The 23314-nt window shown below is 63.4% G+C and carries 19 protein-coding genes; 8 read left to right on the top strand and 11 right to left on the bottom strand.

Translation table 11 applies throughout. The features are described 5' to 3' along the window. Positions 1-679: 679 nt before the first annotated feature. Complete coding sequence (locus tag HV796_RS45910) at positions 680-1123, bottom strand: ShlB/FhaC/HecB family hemolysin secretion/activation protein (protein ID WP_377693838.1); 444 nt, start codon at positions 1121-1123, stop codon at positions 680-682. Between the two features lie 125 nt (positions 1124-1248). Between HV796_RS45910 and HV796_RS31480 the strand changes: the two genes are divergently transcribed. Then, the gene (locus HV796_RS31480; RefSeq protein ID WP_175231624.1) at positions 1249-1401 is read left to right on the top strand and encodes a hypothetical protein; all 153 of its coding nucleotides are present in this window, start codon (positions 1249-1251) and stop codon (positions 1399-1401) included. A gap of 70 nt (positions 1402-1471) precedes the next feature. Next, the gene (locus tag HV796_RS31475) at positions 1472-2245 is read left to right on the top strand and encodes a class I SAM-dependent methyltransferase (protein ID WP_175231713.1); all 774 of its coding nucleotides are present in this window, start codon (positions 1472-1474) and stop codon (positions 2243-2245) included. A gap of 102 nt (positions 2246-2347) precedes the next feature. Here HV796_RS31475 and HV796_RS31470 read toward each other — a convergent pair whose 3' ends face one another. From HV796_RS31470 to HV796_RS31460, 3 genes are all read right to left on the bottom strand, one after another. Beyond that, positions 2348-3574 (bottom strand): tetratricopeptide repeat protein, encoded by a 1227-nt coding sequence (locus HV796_RS31470; RefSeq protein ID WP_175231711.1) that lies wholly within the window; start codon positions 3572-3574, stop codon positions 2348-2350. Positions 3575-3689: 115 nt separating this feature from the next. Beyond that, entirely contained in the window at positions 3690-4370 is a 681-nt protein-coding gene (locus HV796_RS31465) for a PspA/IM30 family protein (RefSeq protein ID WP_175231709.1), read from the bottom strand. Positions 4371-4915: 545 nt separating this feature from the next. Next, positions 4916-5500, bottom strand: a complete 585-nt coding sequence (locus tag HV796_RS31460) for a plasmid mobilization protein (protein WP_175231707.1) — start codon at positions 5498-5500, stop codon at positions 4916-4918. 546 nt (positions 5501-6046) lie between these two features. Between HV796_RS31460 and HV796_RS31455 the strand changes: the two genes are divergently transcribed. Together HV796_RS31455 and HV796_RS31450 are read left to right on the top strand one after the other, a co-directional pair. Beyond that, positions 6047-8563: a penicillin-binding protein 1A gene (locus HV796_RS31455; RefSeq protein ID WP_175231705.1), complete on the top strand. Its 2517-nt coding sequence runs from the start codon at positions 6047-6049 to the stop codon at positions 8561-8563. Between the two features lie 656 nt (positions 8564-9219). Continuing rightward, a complete protein-coding gene (locus HV796_RS31450; RefSeq protein WP_175231702.1) occupies positions 9220-9954 on the top strand; it encodes a hypothetical protein in 735 nt (244 codons plus the stop codon). Positions 9955-10016: 62 nt separating this feature from the next. Here the strand turns inward: HV796_RS31450 and HV796_RS31445 are convergent, their stop codons facing one another. The 3 genes from HV796_RS31445 to HV796_RS31435 are packed head-to-tail and all read right to left on the bottom strand — an operon-like array spanning position 10017 to position 15828. Further along, complete coding sequence (locus tag HV796_RS31445; protein ID WP_175231700.1) at positions 10017-11579, bottom strand: efflux transporter outer membrane subunit; 1563 nt, start codon at positions 11577-11579, stop codon at positions 10017-10019. Positions 11580-11581: 2 nt separating this feature from the next. Continuing rightward, on the bottom strand, positions 11582-14707 hold the full coding sequence (locus tag HV796_RS31440) for an efflux RND transporter permease subunit (RefSeq protein WP_175231698.1): 3126 nt from the start codon (positions 14705-14707) through the stop codon (positions 11582-11584). Then, positions 14704-15828 (bottom strand): efflux RND transporter periplasmic adaptor subunit, encoded by a 1125-nt coding sequence (locus tag HV796_RS31435; RefSeq protein WP_175231696.1) that lies wholly within the window; start codon positions 15826-15828, stop codon positions 14704-14706. Before HV796_RS31435 ends, HV796_RS31440 begins: the two co-directional genes overlap by 4 nt. 15 nt (positions 15829-15843) lie before the next feature. Here HV796_RS31435 and HV796_RS31430 point away from each other — a divergent pair, with 15 nt between their 5' ends. The 4 genes from HV796_RS31430 to HV796_RS31415 all read left to right on the top strand — a co-directional run bounded on the left by HV796_RS31430 (position 15844) and on the right by HV796_RS31415 (position 19142). Beyond that, positions 15844-16110, top strand: coding sequence for a hypothetical protein (locus tag HV796_RS31430; RefSeq protein WP_175231693.1), 267 nt, complete (start codon positions 15844-15846; stop codon positions 16108-16110). Positions 16111-16120: 10 nt separating this feature from the next. Beyond that, the gene (locus HV796_RS31425) at positions 16121-16747 is read left to right on the top strand and encodes a TetR/AcrR family transcriptional regulator (protein WP_175231691.1); all 627 of its coding nucleotides are present in this window, start codon (positions 16121-16123) and stop codon (positions 16745-16747) included. Between the two features lie 130 nt (positions 16748-16877). Beyond that, positions 16878-18380 carry a hypothetical protein gene (locus tag HV796_RS31420; RefSeq protein WP_175231689.1) on the top strand — a complete coding sequence of 501 codons (1503 nt, stop codon included), beginning with the start codon at positions 16878-16880 and terminating at the stop codon, positions 18378-18380. A 123-nt stretch (positions 18381-18503) separates the two neighbouring features. Next, positions 18504-19142 (top strand): hypothetical protein, encoded by a 639-nt coding sequence (locus HV796_RS31415; RefSeq protein ID WP_217478044.1) that lies wholly within the window; start codon positions 18504-18506, stop codon positions 19140-19142. 32 nt (positions 19143-19174) lie between these two features. Here HV796_RS31415 and HV796_RS31410 read toward each other — a convergent pair whose 3' ends face one another. From HV796_RS31410 to HV796_RS31395, 4 genes are all read right to left on the bottom strand, one after another. Beyond that, entirely contained in the window at positions 19175-19414 is a 240-nt protein-coding gene (locus tag HV796_RS31410; protein WP_175231685.1) for a DUF2795 domain-containing protein, read from the bottom strand. A 123-nt stretch (positions 19415-19537) separates the two neighbouring features. Continuing rightward, complete coding sequence (locus HV796_RS31405; RefSeq protein ID WP_175231682.1) at positions 19538-19789, bottom strand: hypothetical protein; 252 nt, start codon at positions 19787-19789, stop codon at positions 19538-19540. A 311-nt stretch (positions 19790-20100) separates the two neighbouring features. Further along, the gene (locus HV796_RS31400; protein ID WP_175231680.1) at positions 20101-21438 is read right to left on the bottom strand and encodes a C45 family autoproteolytic acyltransferase/hydrolase; all 1338 of its coding nucleotides are present in this window, start codon (positions 21436-21438) and stop codon (positions 20101-20103) included. Between the two features lie 139 nt (positions 21439-21577). Next, entirely contained in the window at positions 21578-23311 is a 1734-nt protein-coding gene (locus tag HV796_RS31395) for a ClcB-like voltage-gated chloride channel protein (RefSeq protein WP_175231721.1), read from the bottom strand. Positions 23312-23314: the final 3 nt, after the last annotated feature.

Below are 23314 nucleotides of genomic sequence, written 5' to 3'. Positions count from 1 at the left end.
CGTCATGGATCGCGCCAAACGCCTCCTCACCATTGACGAGCGGCTTGAACGTCGCTTCAGCGGGGCGGTATTCCGCTCTCTGCACGAACCACGGCAGAGTAAGCGTGGCGCCTCGCCTGTAGGACAGCGCGATGGGGACGACAATGGGTTGTTGTGTCATGCGTAGGCGTCCTCCTCGTGATCAGGCAATGTGTTGTAGCTGCCGCGATATTCCGCCCGAGCGGGTAGTGATGAGAGAAGCGGCCTGGTGCATCAGGACTGCATAGGTGGGAAGGCTGCGATGTGGGGCCGATTTAACCCCTGAAGGCTTATACCCTGCGATCCATCTCGATTCAAGGCGACAGAGTCTGAAAATCTGTCATTTATCGTCAAGCCGTCATACCGCTGACAGACAGTGCGCAGTCAGTTCATCTCACTCACGCAGCGGCCTCACGATTTGCGGCACACCGAAGCGCAAACCCCGAATCCGCCCCGCCGGAAAGTCAACGGCCCGCCTTATCCGTCTCTGATACAGTACGATTTGCTCTTCTGTCTCAACGGTAGCAAGCCGTCCGCGGTCGGCATTGTTCGTCACGCCAGCGATTCTCCGATGAGTAGTGGGTGCGAAGCTGCCTCATCGTGTGCACTGAAGAATCGGACAAGTCAGAACGATGTGTCTTGGTTGATGTATCGGGGCATATCAGGCGGCTTTTAGAAAGTAGGCAAAAGAGCCGCTCGGGGTGCTAAGCGGGCTCCGCCGCAATGAGCGTGGTGCGCCGCGGACCATCCGTTTTGTGGCGCCACCTGAGCGAGTGACACAGCGCTCATCCGACCCGCTCCACGTGTGCGCGTGTCGCCGTTGGGCATATCGCCTTCGGCTAATGCTCGACTGCTGGTCGAACCCGCACACCGCATGCCGTGTACCGATCATGAAATAGTCCGGCGCCCACAATGGTGGGCGGGCGTTCTGCATTGACCAGCCGATTTGGTATGAGAACGGCTGGTTGCCGATACGAAAGGGCGCGAGCACCGCGAGGCTTGCGGTTTCGACCTCGGTGTGTGACCGTCGAACGGCTAGTCGCTGACTGCGTAGCCTTGTGTTCCGCGAAATGCCAGGCAGCGATGCGCCAGCCGACCGAGCCATCTACCTGCACGTTGCCAAAGTAGTGGCGGTGAGCAATGGCGAGCCGGGAAATGTGACCGGAAACACCGTTTCTGATTGTGTGAACGGCATTTCTGTAAAGATCGGGTTGTGGGTATCGCAGGTCGATGCCGTTGATAAGCAGTGCGCGCAAGTGGGGCTTTCGCATCGGGGGCACAATGGAAGTATCGGGCTGGGATCAACTGGTCCGGCTATGGGAATTGATCGTGCTGGTTTGCAAGTTCCTCTGGGGTCTGCTGCGCCTGCTGGGCGGGCTGTGAAAGCACGGCGTCGTGCAGTGTTCGACGAACTCGGGTAACGTGAGAACCCCGTAACGAACCGCCCAGAACGATGCCGACCTTCGCCCATTCCACGCAGCGCTTTTCCGACCGTGTGGCCGATTACGTGAAGTTTCGCCCGACGTATCCGCGCGAGGTCGTCGCGTTTCTGCGCGACGGATGCGGGCTCGATCAGGGTGCGCGTGTCGCGGACATCGGAGCCGGCACCGGTATCTCGTCGAAGCTCTTTCTCGACGAGGGCCATCCGGTCGTTGCGGTCGAACCGAACGATGCGATGCGCGCGTCAGCCGACGCGTGGCTTCGGCCTTACGACGGGTATTCCAGCGTCGCCGGCACCGCTGAAGCAACCACGCTCGACGACGCAAGCGTGGATCTCGTGATCGCCGCACAGGCCTTCCACTGGTTCGACCCGGTCAACGCGCGCCGCGAGTTCGCACGTATCCTGAAGCCGCGTGGTCTCGTCATGTTGATGTGGAATAGCCGCCTGCTCGAAGGCTCGCCGTTTCTGTCCGGCTATGAAGCGCTGTTGCAACGCTACGGCACCGACTATCAGGCCGTTGCCGAACGTTATGGCGACGACGCATCGATGGCCGCGTGGTTCGGCGATGCGTTCGTGCACAAAGGCCACTTCCCGAACGCGCAGTTACTCGATTTCGATGGCCTCAGAGGGCGTTTGATGTCGTCGTCCTATGCGCCGAAGGCGGGTCACCCAAACCACGAGCCCATGCTGGTCGCACTGCGCGAACTGTTCGATCGTACGGCCCACGACGGTATGGTCGAGTTCACGTATCAGACACGCGTCTATGTCGGCCACGCGACGGCGTAATGTAAAAACGTCTCGTGCATGAAAAAATCCCCATCGATTGATCGATGGGGCGTTTCACTTCTGGTTGTTCACAAGCCGAATAAACCGTGACCCGTGTGTCGTTCAGGTATCGTTCCAGCCACCTGAATCATCGCTACCCATGTCGACATCGCCACCGCCGCCGCCACCGCTGCCGTCGTCCCAGTCATTCGAACCCTGACCAAAGTCGACCGGAGCATTGTCGCCACCACCGCCACTGCGGCGCCGCTCATCGTCATCGACAATCACGTCACGCTCAATCACACGGTCACGCCCGGAATTCAGCGCTTCGCCCAGCAACACGCCGGTCAACAAACCGCCCATTCCAGTGCCGAACCCGCCGCCACCTTGCTGAATGATCACAGGAGGTTGCTGTTGCGGCGGATACGGGTAGGGCTGTTGCCCCGGCGGCACCTGCCGGCCAAAATTCGCATCAGCCTCACGCGCATACGCCGAATCGCTCGACGCGTTCTGCGTGGCCGGTGCGGCGGCGACATTCGGGTCAGGACGGCCTTCCGCACGCGCCCTCAAACTCGCAACCTGCCGTTCGAGTTCGTCGAGTTGATACGGCGGCACCGGACTCTTGCGATCCGACAAGCCTTCGACCAGTTCACGCAGCTGCGCTTCCGCGCCTTCGACGTCCTTTTCAAGCTGCTCATGGCCCGGCACGGTAGACAGCCGTACATCGAGCTTTAGCGAGCGCACCGTATTCAGCAATTCGGTCGCGCGCTTTAACTGCACGCGCCGTTCTTCATCCGCATTCGTATCGCTTTGCGAACGCGCGCGGCGCAACGTCCAGCGCAGCACCAGCGCAATCGCGCCGATCACGACTGCTATACCGATCCACATGCCCATGGCAGGCCCCTTTCGTTGAGGTGTTTCAGATGCTAACGCGGCTTGTTGATCCCCCCCCGACGATTGCTGCACGAACGGATTGTGCGTCGTATTGGTCTGTGTCGCGCTCGTACCCGCGCGCGCCGCATCGCTGCGAACGCGCGCCTCGGTTTGCGCAAAGCGGCCCGGGTCGGTAAAGCGCACCTGAGGGTCGAGCGTTTTCGCCTGCTGGATCTGCCTGAGCGCGTCGGTGTAGCGGCCTTGCTGATCGAGTACCTGTCCATACAGGTAGTGCGCGCGCGCATTGTCCGGATGCGCCTGCAACACTTCCTGCAGTTCGGTGCTGGCCTTCTGCCAGTCCTGCTGCTGAATGGCCGTTTCGACCTGCGTCGCGCTCGGGACCGCCCATGCGCCGGTCGATGCGAGCATCAGCGAAACAAACGCGGCCGCGAGAATAGCGGTGAAAGGTTTCTTCATGATGCAAGCCGGGCGTTTTGACACCCGCCTCCATGTCGATCGGTTTGCCGCGCCGCGCAGTGACAAAACGCCGCGCGGCGCCTTTGGCCCGCCGTGACCATCGTGACTTCGGCGCTTACTCGGCGGGCGTGTTCAACTGCTTCTTCAATGCAGCAAGACGGTCGTCGACCGACGGGCCACGATCGAGTTCCGCAAGCTTGTCGTCGAGCGCCTTGCCGCTTTTCACGTCGGCCGAGTTCAGTCGTGCATCGGAGCGCGCGTTCGACAAGGTGACCTTGTCCTCGAGCTTCTGGAAATCTTCCGACAGGTTCTTGCCGCCGATACCGCCGAGCGCGGTTGCCGCCGTATCCTTCGCCTGTGCGATCTGCTGCTTCGCTTGCAGGATGTTCGAGCGGGCGGACAGATCGTTGCGGCGTTGACGCATGTCGCCGATCTGTTTCTTCAATTGATCGACCGACGGCTCGAGCGTTGCCAACTCGCGTGTCAGTGCGTCGCGTTCGGTTTCGGCGTTGGCTTGCGCGGCCAGCGCTTCACGCGCGAGGCCTTCGTCGCCGCCTTGCAACGCGCGCTTCGCGCCGTCTTCGTACTTCTTCGCCTTGTCCGCAGCCACGTCGCGTTTGCTTTGTTGCATGGCGACCTGCGCCTCTATCTCGATCAGCGAGTTCTCCGCTTTGGCGATGCTCTCGTCGAGTTCGCGCACGATCTGGCGTGCATCACGCGACGGGTCCTGCACTGAATCGGCTGCGTCGTTCAGCAGACCTTTAAGTGTCCGCGAGATGCTGTCAAAAAGCGACATGAAAGTCCTCCGTTGATTGAAACCGGCGCTGAATTTCCGGCGCGCTGACCCGTGTATCTGCTAGTTTATGCCGCTGCGTTGCATACTGCGCATCCGGCGCGACCGAACATCGGGGCGCACCTGCGCATTGCAAGAGCGCTGTGCGCATCGATCATGTCAACCACCTGATGCGACGCTCAACCGATGCGCGGCAACATGCTCGATAGCCGGCGGATATTACACCACCGGGTCTCTTAAAAAGGGCTTAAACATCATCGCGCCAAACATGCGCGGAGCGACGCGCGATGACGCTTTGACGTGCGGGTCGATGCATGCGACAGATGAGACACGAGGAGGGCGTCGACGCTTCGTGCGTCGGAAACGCCGTTATGAATAGAGAGTCGGAGCCCGGAGTACGGACTCTTTCGCGCGAACCGCGATGCATGTTCGGTAAGATGCGTTGCGCCGAACGTGCGCCCGTGCGTCAGGGATCGATTCTTTCGTATCGCTGACGCACGAGCGGGACGCGTCCTATACCTGCGCGCGGGATGATCGTTACATCAGATTCACGCAAAACGGCCCGTGCCTTCTGCCGGATCGATGAACGCACTGTCGTCGCACCCAGCGGCACCCGCCGTGCTTTTTGCCTTCGCCTTCAGCGCCATGGCTTTCGCAGCCGCCACACGCGCCGCGGCCTCGGCGGCCGCTTGCGCATCGGCTGCCTGCGCGTGCTGGGGTGTATCGTCGGCGGCAGCCACGTCGGACCATGCTTGCGGCGGGGCGATGGGCACAGGCGCAAGATCGGCTGCGTTCTGCGCGGCGTTGTCGCGACCCGCATCGAGTGTCGTTCCGTTCGCGCGCTGAACGGATGCATCTTTCGGCGCAAGCGCCGCTGGCAGTGCGGCGCGGCCATGCTTCGTCGAACGCGCGACACGCTGCAGTGCTTCGTTCAGCGCGTCGGGTTCGCGCGGCGCGCGCAGCCGGTCGACGATGCTAGCCGCTCTGACCTGTTCGCTGGTCGCGCCGAAATTGAGCACGGCGCGCCGCATCAGTTCGCTGATGCTGATCCCGAGTTCTTCGGCCGTTGCGGTGATCGCGCGCTTCTGAGCGGGCGACACGAAGACGACAATGCGTTCGCTAGGCTTGTTCATGAGGCGGCTCGTGTAGTTGTTGGAACAGCGGGTTGTCCCGAGCGGGCACGCGCCGGCATGGCGCATGCGGTCCATCATAAAACGACTGGCCCGGATGTGAAACCGGGCGCCCGATGAATCTGCTGTGACATCAATGATTTGTATGGTTTAGACGGGCATTGTCCACAGGTCTTTCAACAAGTTCTGTTGATAACCGCACGGCTGTATACGATTGGCGCTCAGGTGGCGCCTTGGTGGGCGCTTCGGGTTTCCATGCCGTTTTTCCGTTCTTTTTGCTCGTTGGCGCTTAATCGTGAGGGAATTCTTACAAAAAAATCCGCTAGTATGCGGCTGGACTTCTTTAAAATGCGCTATTACGTTGCGCCACACGCTGCTTTGGCATGCCGCCTTGACGTGCCGCTATTCCCTACCTGAATGGCATGTCTTCATTGCATGCGTTGAGGTCGGCCGGGGGCCTTGCAGCCTGGCGGCGCACCCAGACACGATTCATCCGCGTACGAAAGCACGCGTATAGACGGCGCGGAGCGACGCGCCGACATACCAGTCATGCCTATCATCAAACGACCGCCTTCCTCGAACTCTTCTGACCATCCCGGCGATCGGGGCCGCGATCCGGAGAGGGCCGACAATCCGTACCACCGCCATGAAGAAAAACCGCCTGCGCGCCGCGCGTCGCTCGCGACGCGTCTCGTGCTGTGGTTCTTCGGGCTGATCGTTGCGCTTGGCGTGGTCGGCGCGCTGATCGTCGGCTATGCGCTCGTCGTGATGAATCCGCAGCTGCCGTCGCTCGAAGCGCTGACCGACTATCGGCCGAAAGTGCCGCTGCGCGTCTACACAGCGGACCACGTGCTGATCGGCGAATTCGGCGAGGAACGGCGCAGTCTCGTGCGCTTTCAGGACATCCCGGATCAGATGAAAAAGGCGGTGCTCGCGATCGAAGACTATCGCTTCTACGAGCACGGCGGCGTCGATTTCGTCGGTATCCTGCGCGCCGGTTTCGCCGACCTGTCGCATGGTGGTGCGTCGCAGGGCGCGAGCACGATCACGATGCAGGTCGCGCGCAATTTCTTCCTGTCGAGCGAGAAAACCTATACGCGCAAGGTCTACGAGATGCTGCTTGCGTACAAGATCGAGCGTGCGCTATCGAAAGACCAGATTCTCGAGCTGTACATGAATCAGATCTACCTGGGCGAGCGCGCATACGGTTTCGCCGCCGCCGCACGCGTGTATTTCGGCAAGGATCTGAAAGACCTCACACTGGCCGAAGACGCGATGCTCGCGGGCCTGCCGAAGGCGCCGTCCGCGTACAACCCGGTCGTCAATCCGAAACGCGCGAAGATCCGTCAGGAATACATCCTGAAGCGGATGCTCGATTTGCGCTATATCACGCAGGATCAATACGATCAGGCGTTGAAGGAAGACATTCACGCGAAGCTCACGGGCAACGAGTACAGCGTGCACGCGGAATACATTGCCGAAATGGTCCGGCAGATGATGTACGCGCAGTACAAGGACGAAGCCTATACGCGCGGCCTGAACGTTGTGACGACCATCGATTCGGCCGATCAGGATGCCGCGTACAACGCGGTGCGCAAGGGCGTGATGGACTACGAGCGGCGGCACGGCTATCGCGGTCCGGAGGGCTTCATCGAACTGCCGGCCGACGCCGACGAGCGCGAGGAAACCATTGAAGACGCCCTTTCCGAGCATCCGGACAACGGCGAGATCATGTCCGCGGTGGTCACCGCGGCCAGCCCGAAGGAAGTGACCGTACAGATGCAGGACGGCACGGTCGCGACGGTGAAGGCCGATGGTCTCCGGTTTGCGGCTGTGGCGCTGTCGCCGCGTGCGTCGCAGGCGCAGCGCATTCGTCCGGGGTCGATCGTGCGCATCGTCGTGGATGCGAACGGTAACTGGCAGATCACGCAGCTGCCGCAAGTGGAAGGGGCGCTCGTGTCGTTGACGCCGCAGGACGGCGCGATTCGCGCGTTAATCGGCGGCTTCGATTTCAACAAGAACAAGTTCAACCACGTGACACAGGCGTGGCGGCAGCCGGGCTCGAGCTTCAAGCCGTTCATCTATTCGGCGTCGCTCGAAAAGGGGCTTGGACCGGCGACCATCATCAACGACGCGCCGCTGTACTTCCCGCCGTCTACGCCGGGCGGCGACGCGTGGGAGCCGCATGACGATGATCAACCCGATGGTCCGATGTCGATGCGCGTGGCGCTGGAGAAGTCGAAGAACCTCGTGTCGATCCGTATCCTGTCGTATATCGGCACGAAGTACGCGCAAGACTATGTGACGCAGCGCTTTGGTTTCGACGCCGACAAGACCCCGCCGTATCTGCCGATGGCGCTGGGCGCGGGGCTCGTCACGCCGCTGCAATCGGCGAGCGCGTATTCGGTGTTCGCCAATGGCGGTTACCGGGTCAATCCGTATCTGATTTCAGAAGTGACCGACTCGCGCGGTGTCGTGCTGTCACGCGCGCAGCCGCTCGTCGCGGGCCGCGACGCGCCGCGCACGATCGATCCGCGTAACGCGTACATCATGAACAGCCTGCTGCATTCGGTTGCGACGGCCGGTACCGGCGCCGCGTCCAACGCGCTGCATCGCTCGGACCTGCAGGGCAAGACCGGCACGACCAACGACGCGAAGGACGGCTGGTTCGCCGGCTACCAGCAATCGCTCGTCGCGGTGGCATGGATGGGCTATGACCAGCCGAAGAGCCTCGGCAGCCGTGAATTCGGTGCGCAGCTCGCGTTGCCGATCTGGATTGATTACATGGGCCGCGCGCTGCGTGGCGTGCCGCAGGCGGAGCCGGAGATGCCTGCTGGCGTCGCGCCGGTCGACGGCGAACTGTTCTACACGGATAGAGAGCCGGGCAGCGGCTTTATTGCGAGCATCGGCATGGATGGTGCGAATCCGCTTGCGGCCGCAAGCGATGTGCAGGGCGGCGTGGGCCCGGCGTCGATGACACCTCAACAGCAAGCTCAGCCGCAGCCCACCGTGTCGTCGACGGAGAAAAAGCAGATCATGGACCTGTTCGAATCGAACAAGCCATGACGCACACGTAGTCAGGCCTGCTTCAAACGAACGCGTTCGCGGCATAGTGCCCGAACGCGTTTTTTATTGGCGTGCATGGCATACGGTATGACCTGGTTTCGTGCGGATGCTCGGTATCCCTGATTTTTAAATTCGATCATGCGTGAATACCACATCACGCGGGCCTTCATTGGTGTAATGGTCATCAGCATGTCCACCCGGAATCACAGCGACGTGCGAAATCTGATCCGTTTACATCAGGGAGTGCGCGAATGGGCATGCATATCGGTGATATCGGTCATGGTTATCACGAGACAAATACCTACCGGGCGGAACCCGGCGCTTCAGAGGCGAACCCCGGCCACACAGACTCACCGGCTCGGCCTGGCGCGTCGCAGACCGGCGGGGAAAGTGGCACAAACACCGTTGGCACCTTGCTACGTCCCGCGGCTAGCGCGACGCGAAGGCCATCCGATGGGACACGCAATCCGGCACAAGGCACCGGAGCGAACGGTGCTGCGGTGCCCGCCCGCTATATCGCGAAGCCTGACGGTGAACTGCAATCCGATTCGGCCAATCCGGGTATTTTCGTTGACGGCAAAGGACAGCGATACCTGCAACACGACGGAAACTGGTATCGGGCTTCCAGAGACAATGCAAACGGCGCATGGCGTGTCGTGCAGCAGGACGATCCGGTCAAGCCTGGTATAGCCATCGAACGAAATGCCAATGGGCAGTGGCATACAGATAATGTCGTCGGCTTGCGAGGAGGCGGCGGGTCAGAGGCAGACAAGGCGCGTGCTGAAGCGGCAGTCCACGCGAAGAAGACGGAGCTGCAAACGAAGCAGGCAGAGGGGACCACAAAGAAGGCCGAGCTGGATAGCGCATGTCGTGCGAGAGCCGGTGCCGAGAACCGTATTGCCGATCTGGACAGCAAAAAGTATGACGCGACCCGACGCCTGCATGAAGCATCCGCACAGGCGAGCCTCTATCGGCGCCAGGCGGAGCAGGCAACGCGCGACTACGAGGACGCGAAGCGCCGCTACGAGTCAAGCCAACCGAGGAGTTCCACGCAGCGCGCCGACTTGCCTCCGGGAATACGGGCCATCGTGTTGCACAACACGGCGTCCAGGATGACATCGGTATTCGCTGACGAATCGACGATGGACGCCGCTCAGTGGCAGCAACGCAAATATCAGGACTCGCACCGCGAATGGGAAGGCAAAAGGCGCGACGCCGAAAGCGAACTGTCGCGAATCGACGCCCATCTCAACGAGGCCTGGCGCGACAAAGTGCATGCCGAAGACAACCAATCCACACTCGAGCTCGATTCCGCCACGCTCGAGAGCGATCGGTTGAATCTGGAGCGGCAACTCGCGGACCTGGAACGCGAGCGAGCGAAGCTCGACTAGCCGATGTCGTGTGCAGACTGCTGAGCCAATGACACGATGGCCGGCGTATCCGGCAACCGCGATTATCGGCCAGGCGGACAGCCGTCGGGTGCCGATGCCGATGAAACGCAGTCGCCCCGAGCTGGAGCCGGTTCGCGGTGGGTCGATGCCGCAACTTGCGGGTTGGCGGAACTGACCGGGCTGTCCGGCGGATTCCCCATCGCCTGGAAGAGCGCGGCCGTATCCGCCAGCCGTGCACCTGTATAGCGGATCTCGTCGAGCCGCGCATTACGGTACTGCTGTTCGCTTGCCCGCGCGGTCGCTGCCGGCACCGCGCCCAGCCGGTAGCGCGCCGACGTCTCCTCGAAGCCGCGCTGCGCGGCGACGGCGGCCGTACCGGCGGCGCCAAGCGACTGCGCGTCGTGCTCGAGCACCGCCAGCGTATCGGCAACGTTCTGAAATGCGGTCAGCACGGTCTGCTTGTACTGTGCGGCGGTGGCATCGTAGGTATCGAGCGCGGCACGCCGCTGCGCGACGAGCGCACCGCCATGAAAGATCGGCTGGGATAACGAGCCCGCAATGCTCCATAGCGCGCCCGCGCCGGACACCGCAGCCGGCCAGTTAAAACCGCCTTGTCCCATCGATGCATTCAGCGTCAGACTCGGGAACATCTGCGCCGTGGCAACGCCGACATCCGCGGCGGCGGCCTTCAGCGCCGCGTCGGCCGCCTGGATATCAGGGCGCGCGCGCAGCAGGGCGGATGGCACGACCACCGGCACTTCGTCCGGCAGATGCAACTGCGCGAGATCGAGCGCGGGTGGCGCCGCATCCGGTGTACGGCCCAGCAGCACCGCGAGCGCATGACGTGTCGCAAGCGCCTGCTGACGCAGCGCAGGCAACCCGGCGGCGAGGCTCGCCGCCGATTGTTGCGCACTCAACATGTCGCCGTGCGAGACCGCGCCGAGTGCATAACGCCGTTGCGTGTCGCTTGCCTGCTCGTTCGCGAGTGCGACAAGCCGCTCCGTGGTGGCGACCTGCGCGTCGAGCATCGCTGCATGGATCGCGGCCGACACGATATTCGCCGCGAGCGCGCGGCGCGCGGCATCGAACTGATACGCCTGCAGGTCGACGCGTTTCGCCAGCGACGCATTCGCATAGCGCACCGCGCCAAACAGATCGAACGTGTACTGCACCTGCACTTGTCCGACAAACACGTTATACAGAAACGTGTTCGGTCCGATCTCGGGAATCGCGAGCCCGCGTTGCCGCGATACCTGCCCGCCGGCATCGATCGTCGGCAACAGCGAACTGCCGATCTGTGCGCGCAGTTGTTCGCGCGCGGCCGCGAGATTCTTATCCGCGGCTTCGAGCGTCGGGCTATCGCGCAAACCCTCGTCGACCAGCGCGTTGAGCGCGTCGGACTGGTAGAGACGCCACCATTGCGGCACCGGTGGCGCACCGACCACAAATCGTTGCGTGACACCTTGCGCGGCCACCGTCTGGTCGGGCTGTGGCTGTGCGCCGTAGTGTGCGGGTTCAGGCATCGCGGGCGGCGCGCCGTTCGGTCCGAACGAGCAGGCAGCAAGCAGCAGGGTAGCGGTGCTGCCGCCCAGCGAAAGAGAGAAAGCGAGCCGGCGCGCGTTCATGATCAATTCCCCGTATGAGCGGAAGCATCGGTCTGCGGGTCGCGCTCGTCGCGCCGCACCCGGAACCAGATCGAGTACAGCGCAGGCACATAAAACAGCGTGAGCACCGTTGCGCTCGTGATGCCACCCATCAGCGCGGTGGCCATCGGCCCGAAAAAGTTCGAGCGCAACAGCGGAATCAGCGCGAGCACCGCGGCGGCCGCGGTCAGCGTGATCGGCCGGAAACGCCGCACGGTCGCGCCGATAATCGCATCGACACGCTTGTGTCCGGCCGCGATGTCCTGCTCGATCTGATCGACCAGAATGACCGAGTTGCGCATGATGATGCCGAACATCGCGATCACGCCGAGCATCGCGACGAAGCCGAACGGCTTGCCGAACATCAGCAGCGTCACAACCACGCCGATCAGTCCGAGCGGCGCCGTCAGCACGACCAGCAGCACACGCGACACGCTTTGCAACTGGATCATCAGCAGCGTGAGCACGGCGATGACCATCACCGGCATCTGCGCGACGATCGACGTTTGTCCCTTCGCGCTTTCCTCGACCGCGCCACCGATCTCGATCCGATAACCGACCGGCAGCGAGGCACGCACGTTCGCGAGCGTCCTGTCGACGCTGTTCGTGACGTCGATGCCTTGTGCGTTCGCACGCACGTCGGACTGCACGGTGATCGTCGGTTGCCGGTCGCGTTGCCAGATCACGCCGTACTCGAGATCGTTGCGCATCCGCCCGAGCGTGCCGAGCGGCACCGGGCCGTTCGGCGTCGGCATCGCGAGTGACAGCAGGTGTGCGGGATCGACGCGTTCGTCCCGCGGCGCGCGCAGGTCGACGTCGATCAGCTTGTCGCGCTCGCGGTATTGCGTGATCGTGTAGCCGGACAAGGTCATCGCCAGAAAGCTCGAGATGTCCGCCGACGATACGCCCAGTTCGCGCGCCCTTTTCTGGTTGACTTCAAAGCGCATCGAACGCTCGGCGGGCTCGTCCCAGTCGAAATGCACGTTCGCGGTACGCGGGTCGGCGCGCATCGTCGCGGCGATGCGCTCGGCGATTGAACGCACGGTCGCGATGTCGTCGCCGCTCACGCGGAATTGCACCGGATAGCCGACCGGCGGTCCGTTCTCGAGCCGGGACAGCCGCGTGCGGATCGCGGGAAAATGGTCGCGCAGCATCGGTTCGAGCCAGCGCGCGAGCTGCTCGCGGTCCTTCACGCTCCTCGCGGTGATCACGAACTGCGCGAAGTTGGGCTGCTGCAGTTGCTGATCGAGCGGCAGATAAAAGCGCGGCGCGCCGGTGCCGACGAAGTTGATCAGGTGATCGATTTCCGGCCGGCCCTCGAGCGCCTTTTCGAGCTGCTGCGCTTGCCGCAGCGTCGCCTGGAACGATGCCCCTTCGGGCAGCCGCACGTCGACCAGCAACTCGGGCCGGTCGGAGCTCGGGAAGAATTGCTGCGGCACAAGCGCAAAACCGGCCAGCGATACGACGAACAGCACGACGGTCATCGCAAGCACGACGAAGCGCCGCTCGATGCACCAGCCGACCCACCCGCGCAGCCGCCGATAGAAGCGCGTGTCGTAGATCTCATGCTCGTGATCGTCGGGCTCGTGCGCGGCGCGCTTTCGTTCGGGCAGCAGGTGGTAGCCGAGTAGTGGAATCAGCACGACCGCGGCGAACCACGACGCGATCAGTGCGATCGCCGATACCTCGAAGATCGAGCGCGTGTATTCGCCCGTGCTCGACTTCGCGAGTGCGATGGGTAAAAAGCCGGATACCGTGACGAGCGTACCGGTGAGCATGGGAAACGCGGTGCTGGTGTAGGCGAATGCCGCGGCGCGTGTGCGGTTCCAGCCCTGTTCGAGTTTGACCGCCATCATCTCGACGGCAATGATCGCGTCGTCGACCAGTAGCCCGAGCGCGAGCACCAGGGTGCCGAGCGACACCTTGTGCAGGCCGATGCCGAACAGGTACATGCAAAGGGCAGTGACCGCGAGCACGACTGGAATCGAGATGACCACCACCATCCCGGTACGCAGACCGAGCGACGTCAGACTCACGATCAGCACGATCGCCACGGCTTCGGCGACCGCTTCGAGAAAGTCGTCGACAGAGCGCGCTACCGCCTGCGGCATGCTCGACACTTCGACGAGCTTCAGGCCCGCCGGCAGATGCGCGCGCAGTTCGGCGGTCCTTGCATCGAGCGCCTTGCCAAGGCGAATCACATCGCCGTCCGGCTGCATCGTGACGCCGATGCCGAGCACCGCCTGGCCGCCGTAGCGCATCTGCGTGAGCGGCGGATCGTCGTAGCCCCGTTTGATCGTCGCGATATCGCCAAGGCGAAACGACCGGCCGTTCACGCGGATCAGCGTGTCGGCGAGCGCGGCAACGTCGGTGAACTGGCCGCTCGGCCGCACGAACACGCGGTCGTCGTACGTGGTCAGCGTGCCCGATGGCGAAACGCTGTTCTGCGCATCGATCGCCTGCGCAATCTGCTGTGGCGAAATGTTCAGGCGCGTGAGCTGCGTATTGGAGATTTCGACATAGATATGCTGATCCGGGTCGCCGAAGTAGTCGACCTTCGCGACGCCCGGCACGCGCAACAGAACCGTGCGCAATTCGTCCGCGTAATCGTGCAGCTGAGCCGCCGAAAAACCGTCGCCCTCGAGCGTGTAGATGTTCGTGTAGACATCGCCGAACTCGTCGTTGAAGTACGGGCCTTGTATTCCGTGCGGCAACGTACCGGCGATGTCACCGACTTTCTTGCGCACCTGGTACCACGTGTCGGGCACACGGGACGCGGGGGCCGAATCCTTCATGTTGAAGAAGATCAGCGATTCGCCGGGCCGCGAGTAGCTGCGCAGAAAATCAATCGATGGCGTGTCCTGCAGCTTCCGGCCGATGCGGTCGGTGACCTGCTCCTGCACCTGACGTGCGGTCGCACCACGCCAGAACGTGCGGATGACCATCACGCGAAACGTGAACGGCGGGTCTTCGGATTGCGCAAGGCGGGTGTAGGCGAGGATGCCGAACAGCGTCGCAAGCGTGATGATGAAAACGACCAGCGCCTGATGGCGCAGCGCCCATGCGGACAGATTGAAGCGGCCTTCGCTTGCGTCGCGCGACCCGCTCATGAAGCGAAGTCCTCGGGGTGCAGCGGGGCGACCGGCCGCACCCGCTCGCCGGCCGTCACCGTATGCACGCCTTGCAGCACGACGCGCTCGCCGTCTTTCAGTCCTTCCGACACTTCGATCGTGCGCTCGTCGTAGCGCGCAACTTGCACCCGGCGCAACTCGAGCACGTCGCTGCCGCTTTTCACGACCCATACCGCCGGCACGTTGCCGTCATGGAACAGGGCCGTGGCCGGCAAGGTGAATGAAACGGCCTCTCCGGTTCGAGCGGCCACGCTGTCACGGGTGATCGAAACATTGGCGGTCATGCCCAGGCGCACATCAGGGCCGGCTTGTTCGAGCGTGAGCCGCGCGCGCCATGTGCGGCTTTGCGGGTCCGCGGCCGGCGACAGTTCGCGCACGCGCGCGCTGAATGAGCGGCCGGGCAGCGCGGCAAGCGTCACGCGCGCGATTTGCCCGATGCGCAGCCCAGCCAGATTGTTTTCCGGAATATCACAGACCACGTCGACGTCGCCGCTCCACGCGAGGCTATAAACCGCCTGCCCGGCCGACACGTTTTGCCCGGTGTCCGCCTGCTCGGCGGTAACCACGCCCGCGTGATTGGCAACGAGCGTGGTGTACTGCAACTGGTTATTCGCAAGCGCCGCCTGCTGCGCGGCCTGTTCGCGCTGCGCGGCGGCGGTCGCGTAGGCATCTTCGGTTTGCTCGAGTTGCGCCTGCGCGATCAGGTTCTCGCGTGCTTGCGCGTGGTCGCGATCCAACTGCTGTTTTGCGTAGACGAGCCGATGCTGCGCGGCATCGAGTTGCGCGACCGCGCTGGCCGCGTTTTTCTGCGCGTCCGCAGGGTCGAGCCGCGCGACGATCTGGCCGTTTTGCACGGTATCGCCGAGCCGTACGCGGCGCTCGATGATCTTCCCACCAATGCGAAACGACAGTGGGGTGGTGTACCGCGCCTGCACTTCGCCAGGCAGCGTCGCGGTAAGCGGCTGACCGTTGGCGCGCACCGCGCGCGCGACGACCGGCCTCGGCGTGGGCGCAGCGGCCTCCGGCCGGTGACAGCCGGCCAGCGCAACCATGCTCGCGAGCGCTAGCGCGCAGGCTGCGCGATGCGCGCTTGCAGCCATGGTGCGAACGGGTTGATGAACGACGGAACCGGCAGCGGAACCCGCGAACCCGACATGACGGAAACAGAACTGCTTGCGCCCCTCAAGCGGCACGCGACAAACCGGACGATTCACGATGACCCCAGGCTCGAAAAGGCGGAAGCACGGCGCGCTAGCGGCCCGGAAATCGGCGCCCTTCAGGACGCACCACCAGGGCAGATCACCATTGCTTGGGATGGTGATGTGAATTCTAATACATGGTTGTATCTGAATGCAAAGATGAATCTAAATATTCGATGCTAGACTGCCGCCCATGAAACGCAAACGGTTGACACGGGAACAGAGCAAGGACCAGACGCGCCAGCGCCTGCTGGACGCGGCACAGGTCATTTTCATGAAGAAAGGATTCGTCGGCGCGAGCGTCGAGGACATCGCCGAGGCGGCCGGATACACGCGCGGCGCGTTCTATTCGAACTTCCGCAGCAAGCCGGAACTGTTCCTTGAACTGCTGCGGCGCGACCATGAGGCGATGCAGGCGGACCTGCACGGCATCTTCGTCGACGGCGCGACGCGCGAGGAGATGGAAACGAGCGTGCTGCAGTATTACAGCCGCCTGCCGTTTCGCAACGAATGCTTTCTGTTGTGGGCCGAAGCGAAATTGCTCGCGGCGCGCGACGCGCGCTTTCGCGTGCGCTTTAACGCATTCATGCATGAAAAGCGCGAAGAGCTGACCGCGTACATCGCCGAGTTTTCAGCACGCGTCGGCACGCCGTTGGCGCTGCCGGCCGCGACGCTGGCGATGGGATTCATCGGGTTGGTGGATGGCGTGCAGTTCCTGTACACGACCGACCCACAGCACGTGACGGCCGAAGTGGCCGAGTCGGTGCTCGCCGGGTTCTTTGCGAGGGTTGTGTTCGGGCGCGAACCGGGGGCGGCCTAGCGCAGGGCCGGATGGCTATGTAACACGTCAGTGCTGTTGGGTGAGGGTAACGTAGGTCGACGTCTACCCTTGACCGAGGTGTTTGCCCATGACGCACATGACTACCCATCCCCTGCATGCCGGTGCGTGCATGTCCGCCACTCAACGCGCGCAGACGGCAGACGCGCAGATACCGGAGGTGCTGAACCCATCGCCCACTTTGCGCAATGGCGTGCTCGCGAACGATCCGTACGGGGCCGCCGACGACTTGCGCTGGCGCTCTGAGCGCAGCATCCGTGTTCGAATACCCGTCACGCTGCCACGGATCAAACCACCACCGGCGCTAAATGTGCGTCCGCCGTTGACGCGTGTCGCGGTGCCCGTCCCGATATCGGGTACGACCTTGAAAAAATCACCGGTGAAAGCGGGTGCCGGAGATGCGCCGCCGCCTGCAGTAGGCCGCGCGCAAGCGCTGCTGCCGGACGCTGCAGCGCGAACTTACGCTACGCGCGGGACGTCGGCCGACGGATCCGCATCGCGCCTGCCACCTCAAAAGAAGCCCTCATCGCAGACCGGACGGCGCGAGGCGTTGCCTGCGGCGCCCGCAAAGGGTGCGGCGATCAGCGCCTTGCTGGAATCTCCCGCCTTCACACGCTTCAAGGAGTCGCTCAGTCCTTACCGCTTGCAGCCACTCACGCCTTCCGCGTCGATCGGTCAGGGAGTACCAGATGGCAAGGTGGGAAAAGTGCTCGGCACGGACCTTTATATGCTCTCGCTGGACGGCAGCCTCTATCCGATGCGCAAGAACGAAGTGGCCGCTACATGGGAAGTGGTCGGCGTGGGCGCATCGAAACTGCCGCCGTTTCCGGTCCGACAACGCGCGGACGGCTATTGGGAGCCGCAGCCGCCGGTGCTTCGCTTGCGCGGTGGCGGACCGGCTGCGTCGCGGCCGGCCCCACGCTTTCGCAGCGATCGTGGCGGCGATGCGCTGGCCGAGCGCGCGGGGTCCGTTGTCCGCTTCGATCAATACAAGTACCGGCGTAGCTTCCCCGACGATCCCAACGGCGTTTGCGAAGGGCTGGTTCGCGATGCGATGCGGCGCATGGGTGGAACGGATCATCCGAGCCTCGCCGCCGCAGTGAAGCAGATCAGGACCGCGCTCAAGGGGGGCAAAGGAGATCGTGACCGCATCATTACCTCAGTCGCCGATTTTCAGTCGCAATGGCGCACGCCATTCAGGCCGCTGGGTTACGAGCCGATCGGGCGCGTCAACTATGCGGCCAACGGTAATTCGCAGCGCGCGCTGACAAGCGAGCAGATCCGCAGCGACTTTCTACGGGACTTGCATGCGCGGTTCGAGCGGATGGGCAAGCGTTCGGCCGCCTATCTGCGATTGGACTTACACAGGAACGGCGCACCGCAGCCCAATGGACCGGCGGGCCATGCGATTCTGCTCGAGTTCACCCGTGCCACGCGTGGAGCCGAAAAGTACACCGTGTTCGATCCGAATAATGGCGCATTCGTCATTGCCGGCACGGCGGAATTCGACCGCACCTTACTTGACTACCTGCGCTCGGCATACACCGCGGAGGGCTATACGCTGGAGCCGGCCAACGCGTTGTACTTCGGATGGGCGCCGGACCACGTGATATGACGCAGCGTGACGCACGCTCGACTGCGGCGTCGTTTCCTGACATGACCTCCTGTCGAACCGCCCCGCTGTAATGAAAGCCCGCGCGCGCCAAATGCGCGCATCGTTTCACTGGAGGGAGCGCAAATGCCTGGCATGCACATTGGTGGATCGTTTCATAGTACGTCCCATCCGTCGGAAGCCGCGCCTCATGAGTTTCACGCCGATCCTGCGCCCGCTGGGTCGTCACCGGCGGGTTCAGGTGGTTTCGATCCGTTGCGACACGCCGGTGGAGGGCTCGCCGCTTCGACGGGCGAGCCCGTCTTGCGACTGCGGGGTGGCGGGAACCGGCATCCGTCAGGTGGGAAGCAGGAGGACCACGAGCGTCTGATGCAGGAGGAAGCGGGTTCGAGCAGCCAACGCCTGTATCACGGAACCCGTAGCAGCGCTGAAGCGCAACGCGCCGCAAACGACGCCAAACGTAACGACTTGCGCAACAGGCTCGACCAGGCAAAACGCGAGCTGGACGGTGCCCGCCGGAAGTACGATGGTGCGGTCGCGGCGTTAGAGCGAACCTCTGACGCTGTAAAACGCCTTGACGATAAGGCACAGCAAAGCGGTCTGGATGCGGCGCAGCGAGACGCGATCGCGAGGCAGCAGCGCGCGGCAAGCGATGACTTCTGGAAAAAGACCGGTGAGGTCGCGCAATGCCGGGCGGCGGTAAGAACAGCCTACGACGCATGCCGTGGCCTCGAACGCAAGCTCGACAAGCTTCGGTGGACCTGAAGCGCGCTAAGGTGTCGCTAGAGTGGGTGTCGCTAGAGTCCAAGCCCCGGCCCGAAATTGCTGCCGATCAGCTTCGTGACCGCGGCGATGTCCGTGTAATCCTGCTCGGGCAAGCCGTCGAGCATCGCCAGCACCTCGTTGCTCGCGCCGGCTTCGCGCGCGACGTCGACCAGCGCATCCTTGTTGGCCGGGTATGTCGCCGCCTGCAATACGTCGGCGATTTGCAGGTCGATCGATTCGCTCGGCACGTCGCGTGACGCCGGTCGGGTCATGAGCCTATTCCTCGCGGTGAAGTGTTGGGTCAGGTAACACGGTGCGGCAGGAGCGGCAATAGCGTATCAACTGCGGCGAATCAACTGCGGCGAATCAATTGCACCTGAAAAAGCGAAGCGCTGTCACGTCTGCAGATGCTCGTTGCGTGCCGCGAAACCGCGTTCGAGATGCCGCGATTTCGGTAGGGTGATGTGCTGCCAGCGGTCGGGGCGGATGTCCGACTGCGCCGCGACATCCGGCGCGGGCGGTGCGACCGGCGCGGCGTTGGTGCGTTGCGCGGCGATGTCGGAAAGGCCGTCGCGCGCGGTGTGAACCGGCGCGGCAAAGCATGAGGCCGACAACGTTACCATGGTCAACAGTGTCGAGGTTTTCATCGCCCGACCTCCTTTGCTAAGCCAGCGCAGGAACCCTCGCAAACGCCATGCCATTCGCGAGCCGCAAACCGGCACTCGCGAAGCGCCACCGCGCCTTGTCAGCACCACGCCGATATTCCCATCTTAGACGGTAATTTTTTCAAGCGCCTTGATGAGCCGCTGACCCGCGTCGGCGTTCAGTGAGCCGACGCCGCTGCAGGCCAAAGGAAAGGTGAAGCGCCCGACCCGTCGCCGCTATCGCGGCGCGTTGCGCGATGTGTGCCGAACGGCGGTCGGGCTCATCGGCCGGATGCTGTGGTGCAGCACCGTGTCTAGCGCAGCACTTCGAAACGCGTCCATGGCCACGACGGCCGGTCGCGCATGTAGCCGTTCAGCCAGTTCCACTGTGGATGCCGCTTCATGAATGCCTGCGCATCGAACGGTCGGCCGCACGGATGGCCCCAGCGCGCGTAGAACGCCATGTCGCGAGCCATTTCGCTATCGACGACCTTGCCGTCGTTCGCGCCCCATGGATTGAACGGCCCATGATCGGAGCCGCCAAAGCGTGCGTCATCGAGTTCGAGATGCCCGCAAATCGTGCGCGAGCACGGGTTGTCGTCGCGATCGAGATAGACGTCGTGGTGATCGGCGATCATCTGCTTCGCGAGCTCGATATCGATCTTGCCGCGATGCGTTTCTTCGAGCTGCATGAAGCGCAGCCGCCGCGCCCCGTTCTTGCGCACATCCGTATAGTCCTCGCCTTCGCCGACGCATTCCTGATTGCGGATTTTCAGATCCGACGCGGTGTTGTAGCCGCTATAGAAGCCGTTCTTCGTGCTTTCGAAGCCGGAGTAGCGCAGCCCGAGCTCGTAGCGCGCAATCTCGCCGGTCTTGGTATCGCCGAGTAACCAGCTATTCGCATAGCCGCCGTTGTTCGCGACCGCGAACATATCGCACCACTCACGAATGCTGCTCGCGTACTGCGTCGCGTGCCGCGACCGGTAGAACTCGGGTGCGCCCGCCGGTTGGTAACCGGCGAAGTTCGAGATCGTGGTTTCGGTGATCATCAGGCCCGCGGAGGTGACCCAGAAGTCGGTGAGACTCGAGATACAGCCAGGCAGGCCTTGCATCAGAATGCGGTGCCCGGCGTCCGGCACGATGTCGAACACGACGTTGAACGCGTCGCCGGCCGCATAGCGGTCCCACGAGTTGTGCGCCATCACGATGCGGCCGTCGCGCGTCGCGCTGCCGGTCGCGATGAAAGCGCTGCAGTGATGGCCGCGCCTGCCGCGCCACGGCTTCAAACCGAGGCGCGGATGCTGCGTCGCGGCGAAATTCGGCCACCAGCTTTGCAGCAGGTCCATGTAGCCGTTCCACGCGAGCACTTCGGCGAACGGCAGCTTCGCGCCATCGGCAATGCCTTGAATCTCGTCGGCGAATTCGGTATCGAGGCGTGGCGCGAACTGGGAGACCGCGGCGTTGACGAAGGTGTCGAAGTCTTCGCCGGTATCCCATTTCGCAAGGTAGCGGGCGGTCTGGATGGCATTGCGGATTTCGGCGGCGAGCAGCTGGCCGTGCTGCTCGCCGCGGTCGTACGGTTCGCCTTCGATATGCACGAAGATCCAGCCCGCGTGGTCGCGGCGCACGGCATCGATGGACGGTTCGCTCATCTTCGCTCCCGGTCGAAGGGCACCGCGCTGTTCCGGACGAAACGCTGCGCATCGGGCGCGCGCCGGCGGGTCGCTTTCTGGTCAATTCATTTTAGAGAAATTGCTGCGCTTTGCACGCGACAGGTTGTGACCGTTCGTATCAGCGGGTAGGGTTCATGCGGAAGTACGCATCGAGCAGCGACGACTTGTAGACAACACCGGTCAGTTTCGGCTTCGCGAGGCTTTCGATGACCGGTAGCCGCTCGCCCTGGTGCGCAAGAAAGTGCTGCAGTGCGACGCCAAGCGACATATCGGGTGTCAGCACGTCGAAGTGCGGCTGAAGGTAGTCGGCGGCGGTGCGAGTCGACGTGTCGCGCCGGTCGATCAGATCCGACGTGATGTCCTTCAGCGCGACGACGCCGAGGAAGCAGCCGGCTTCATCGGTCACGTACAGGTATTTGACCGGATACTCGAGGAACACCCGCGTCATGTCCTGCACCGTCGCGGTGGGCGGCACGACGGTCTGCGGCGGGCGGATCAGCTCGCGCATCTGCGTCGAGCGCGCGCGCATCCGGTCCTGTTCCTCACGGTTGCGATGCAGCGTGATGTCGTACATCGACGCCGTGCCGATCGCGCGCGCGACGAAATACGCGACCACGCACGACAGCATCAGCGGCAGCACGACCTGGTAGCTTAGCGTCATTTCGAAGATCAGCATGATCGCCATCAGCGGCGCCTGGGTTGCGCCGGCGAGGAACGCGCCCATGCCGACCATCGCATACGCAAAGGCGCCTGAGATGCCGGTCGGCCACAGCACGTGCATGCCGAGGCCGTACAGCGAGCCGAGCACCGCGCCGACGAACAGAGTCGGCGTGAACACGCCGCCGATCGCGCCTGAGCCGACGGTCGCCGCGGTGGCGATGATCTTGAACACGAGCACCATCACGAGCGCGGTCCAGGTCCACGGCGAGTGCAGGATCGAGTTGACCACGCTATAGCCGTTGCCCCACACCTCCGGCGTCCAGACCGACAGGATGCCGACCACCAGACCGCCGAGCGCGAGCCTGAATGGCAACGGCAACTTGATGTGCCGGAAGGTCGTCTTCGACAGATTGATGAGCCGCAGAAATTGCGGCGCGGCCGCGCCGCACAGCAGGCCGAGCCCAACGAACAGCAGCACCTCGAGGCCGGTGATGGCCGGGAAAGGGGGCATTTCGTACGGCGCGTGATAGCCCGCGAACTCGCGCATCGTGATGTTCGCGACCACCGACGCGACGACCACCGGCCCGAAGCTTTCCATCGCGATCGAACCCAGCACGATTTCCGTGACGAAGAACGCGCCGGCGATCGGCGCGCTGTATGCGGAGGTAATGCCGGCTGCCGCGCCGCACGCGACCAGCAGGCGCAGCCGTGGCGGATCGAAGTTCACTACGCGCCCGATCAGCGATCCGCATAGCGCGGCGAGTTGCACCATCGGCCCTTCGCGGCCGATCGAGCCGCCGGTCGAAATCGTGAACAGCGACGACACCGTGCGCCACAGGCTCGCCTGCACCGGCACGACGCCGTCGCCGATCGCGACGGCTTCCATGTAGTCGGTGCTGGCCTTCTTGTCCTGACCGCGCCGCGCAAGCACCAGCATCACACCGGCGATCAGGCCGCCCACGGCCGGCAGCCAGATGCGCGTGGTCCACGGCAGGCCGCGCGCCATTTCGACGAGGCTGCCTTCGGTGCCGGTAAACAAGCGCTGCAGCAGCGCGATGCCTTCGCGAAACGCGGCCGTCGCGAGCGCGCCCGTAACGCCGACGATCACCGACCAGACGAGCATGGTATGCGCGTCGGACAGCCGGAAAAGTCGCGCGGCGCGGGTGCGCAGCCTCAGCAGGAAGGAGAGCACGGA

Source organism: Paraburkholderia humisilvae (genome assembly GCF_902859855.1).
In the GTDB taxonomy this organism is placed as follows: Bacteria; Pseudomonadota; Gammaproteobacteria; order Burkholderiales; family Burkholderiaceae; genus Paraburkholderia; species Paraburkholderia humisilvae.
Note: the sequence above shows the minus strand (reverse complement) of the source record. Positions and strands in the feature narration are given on the sequence as shown.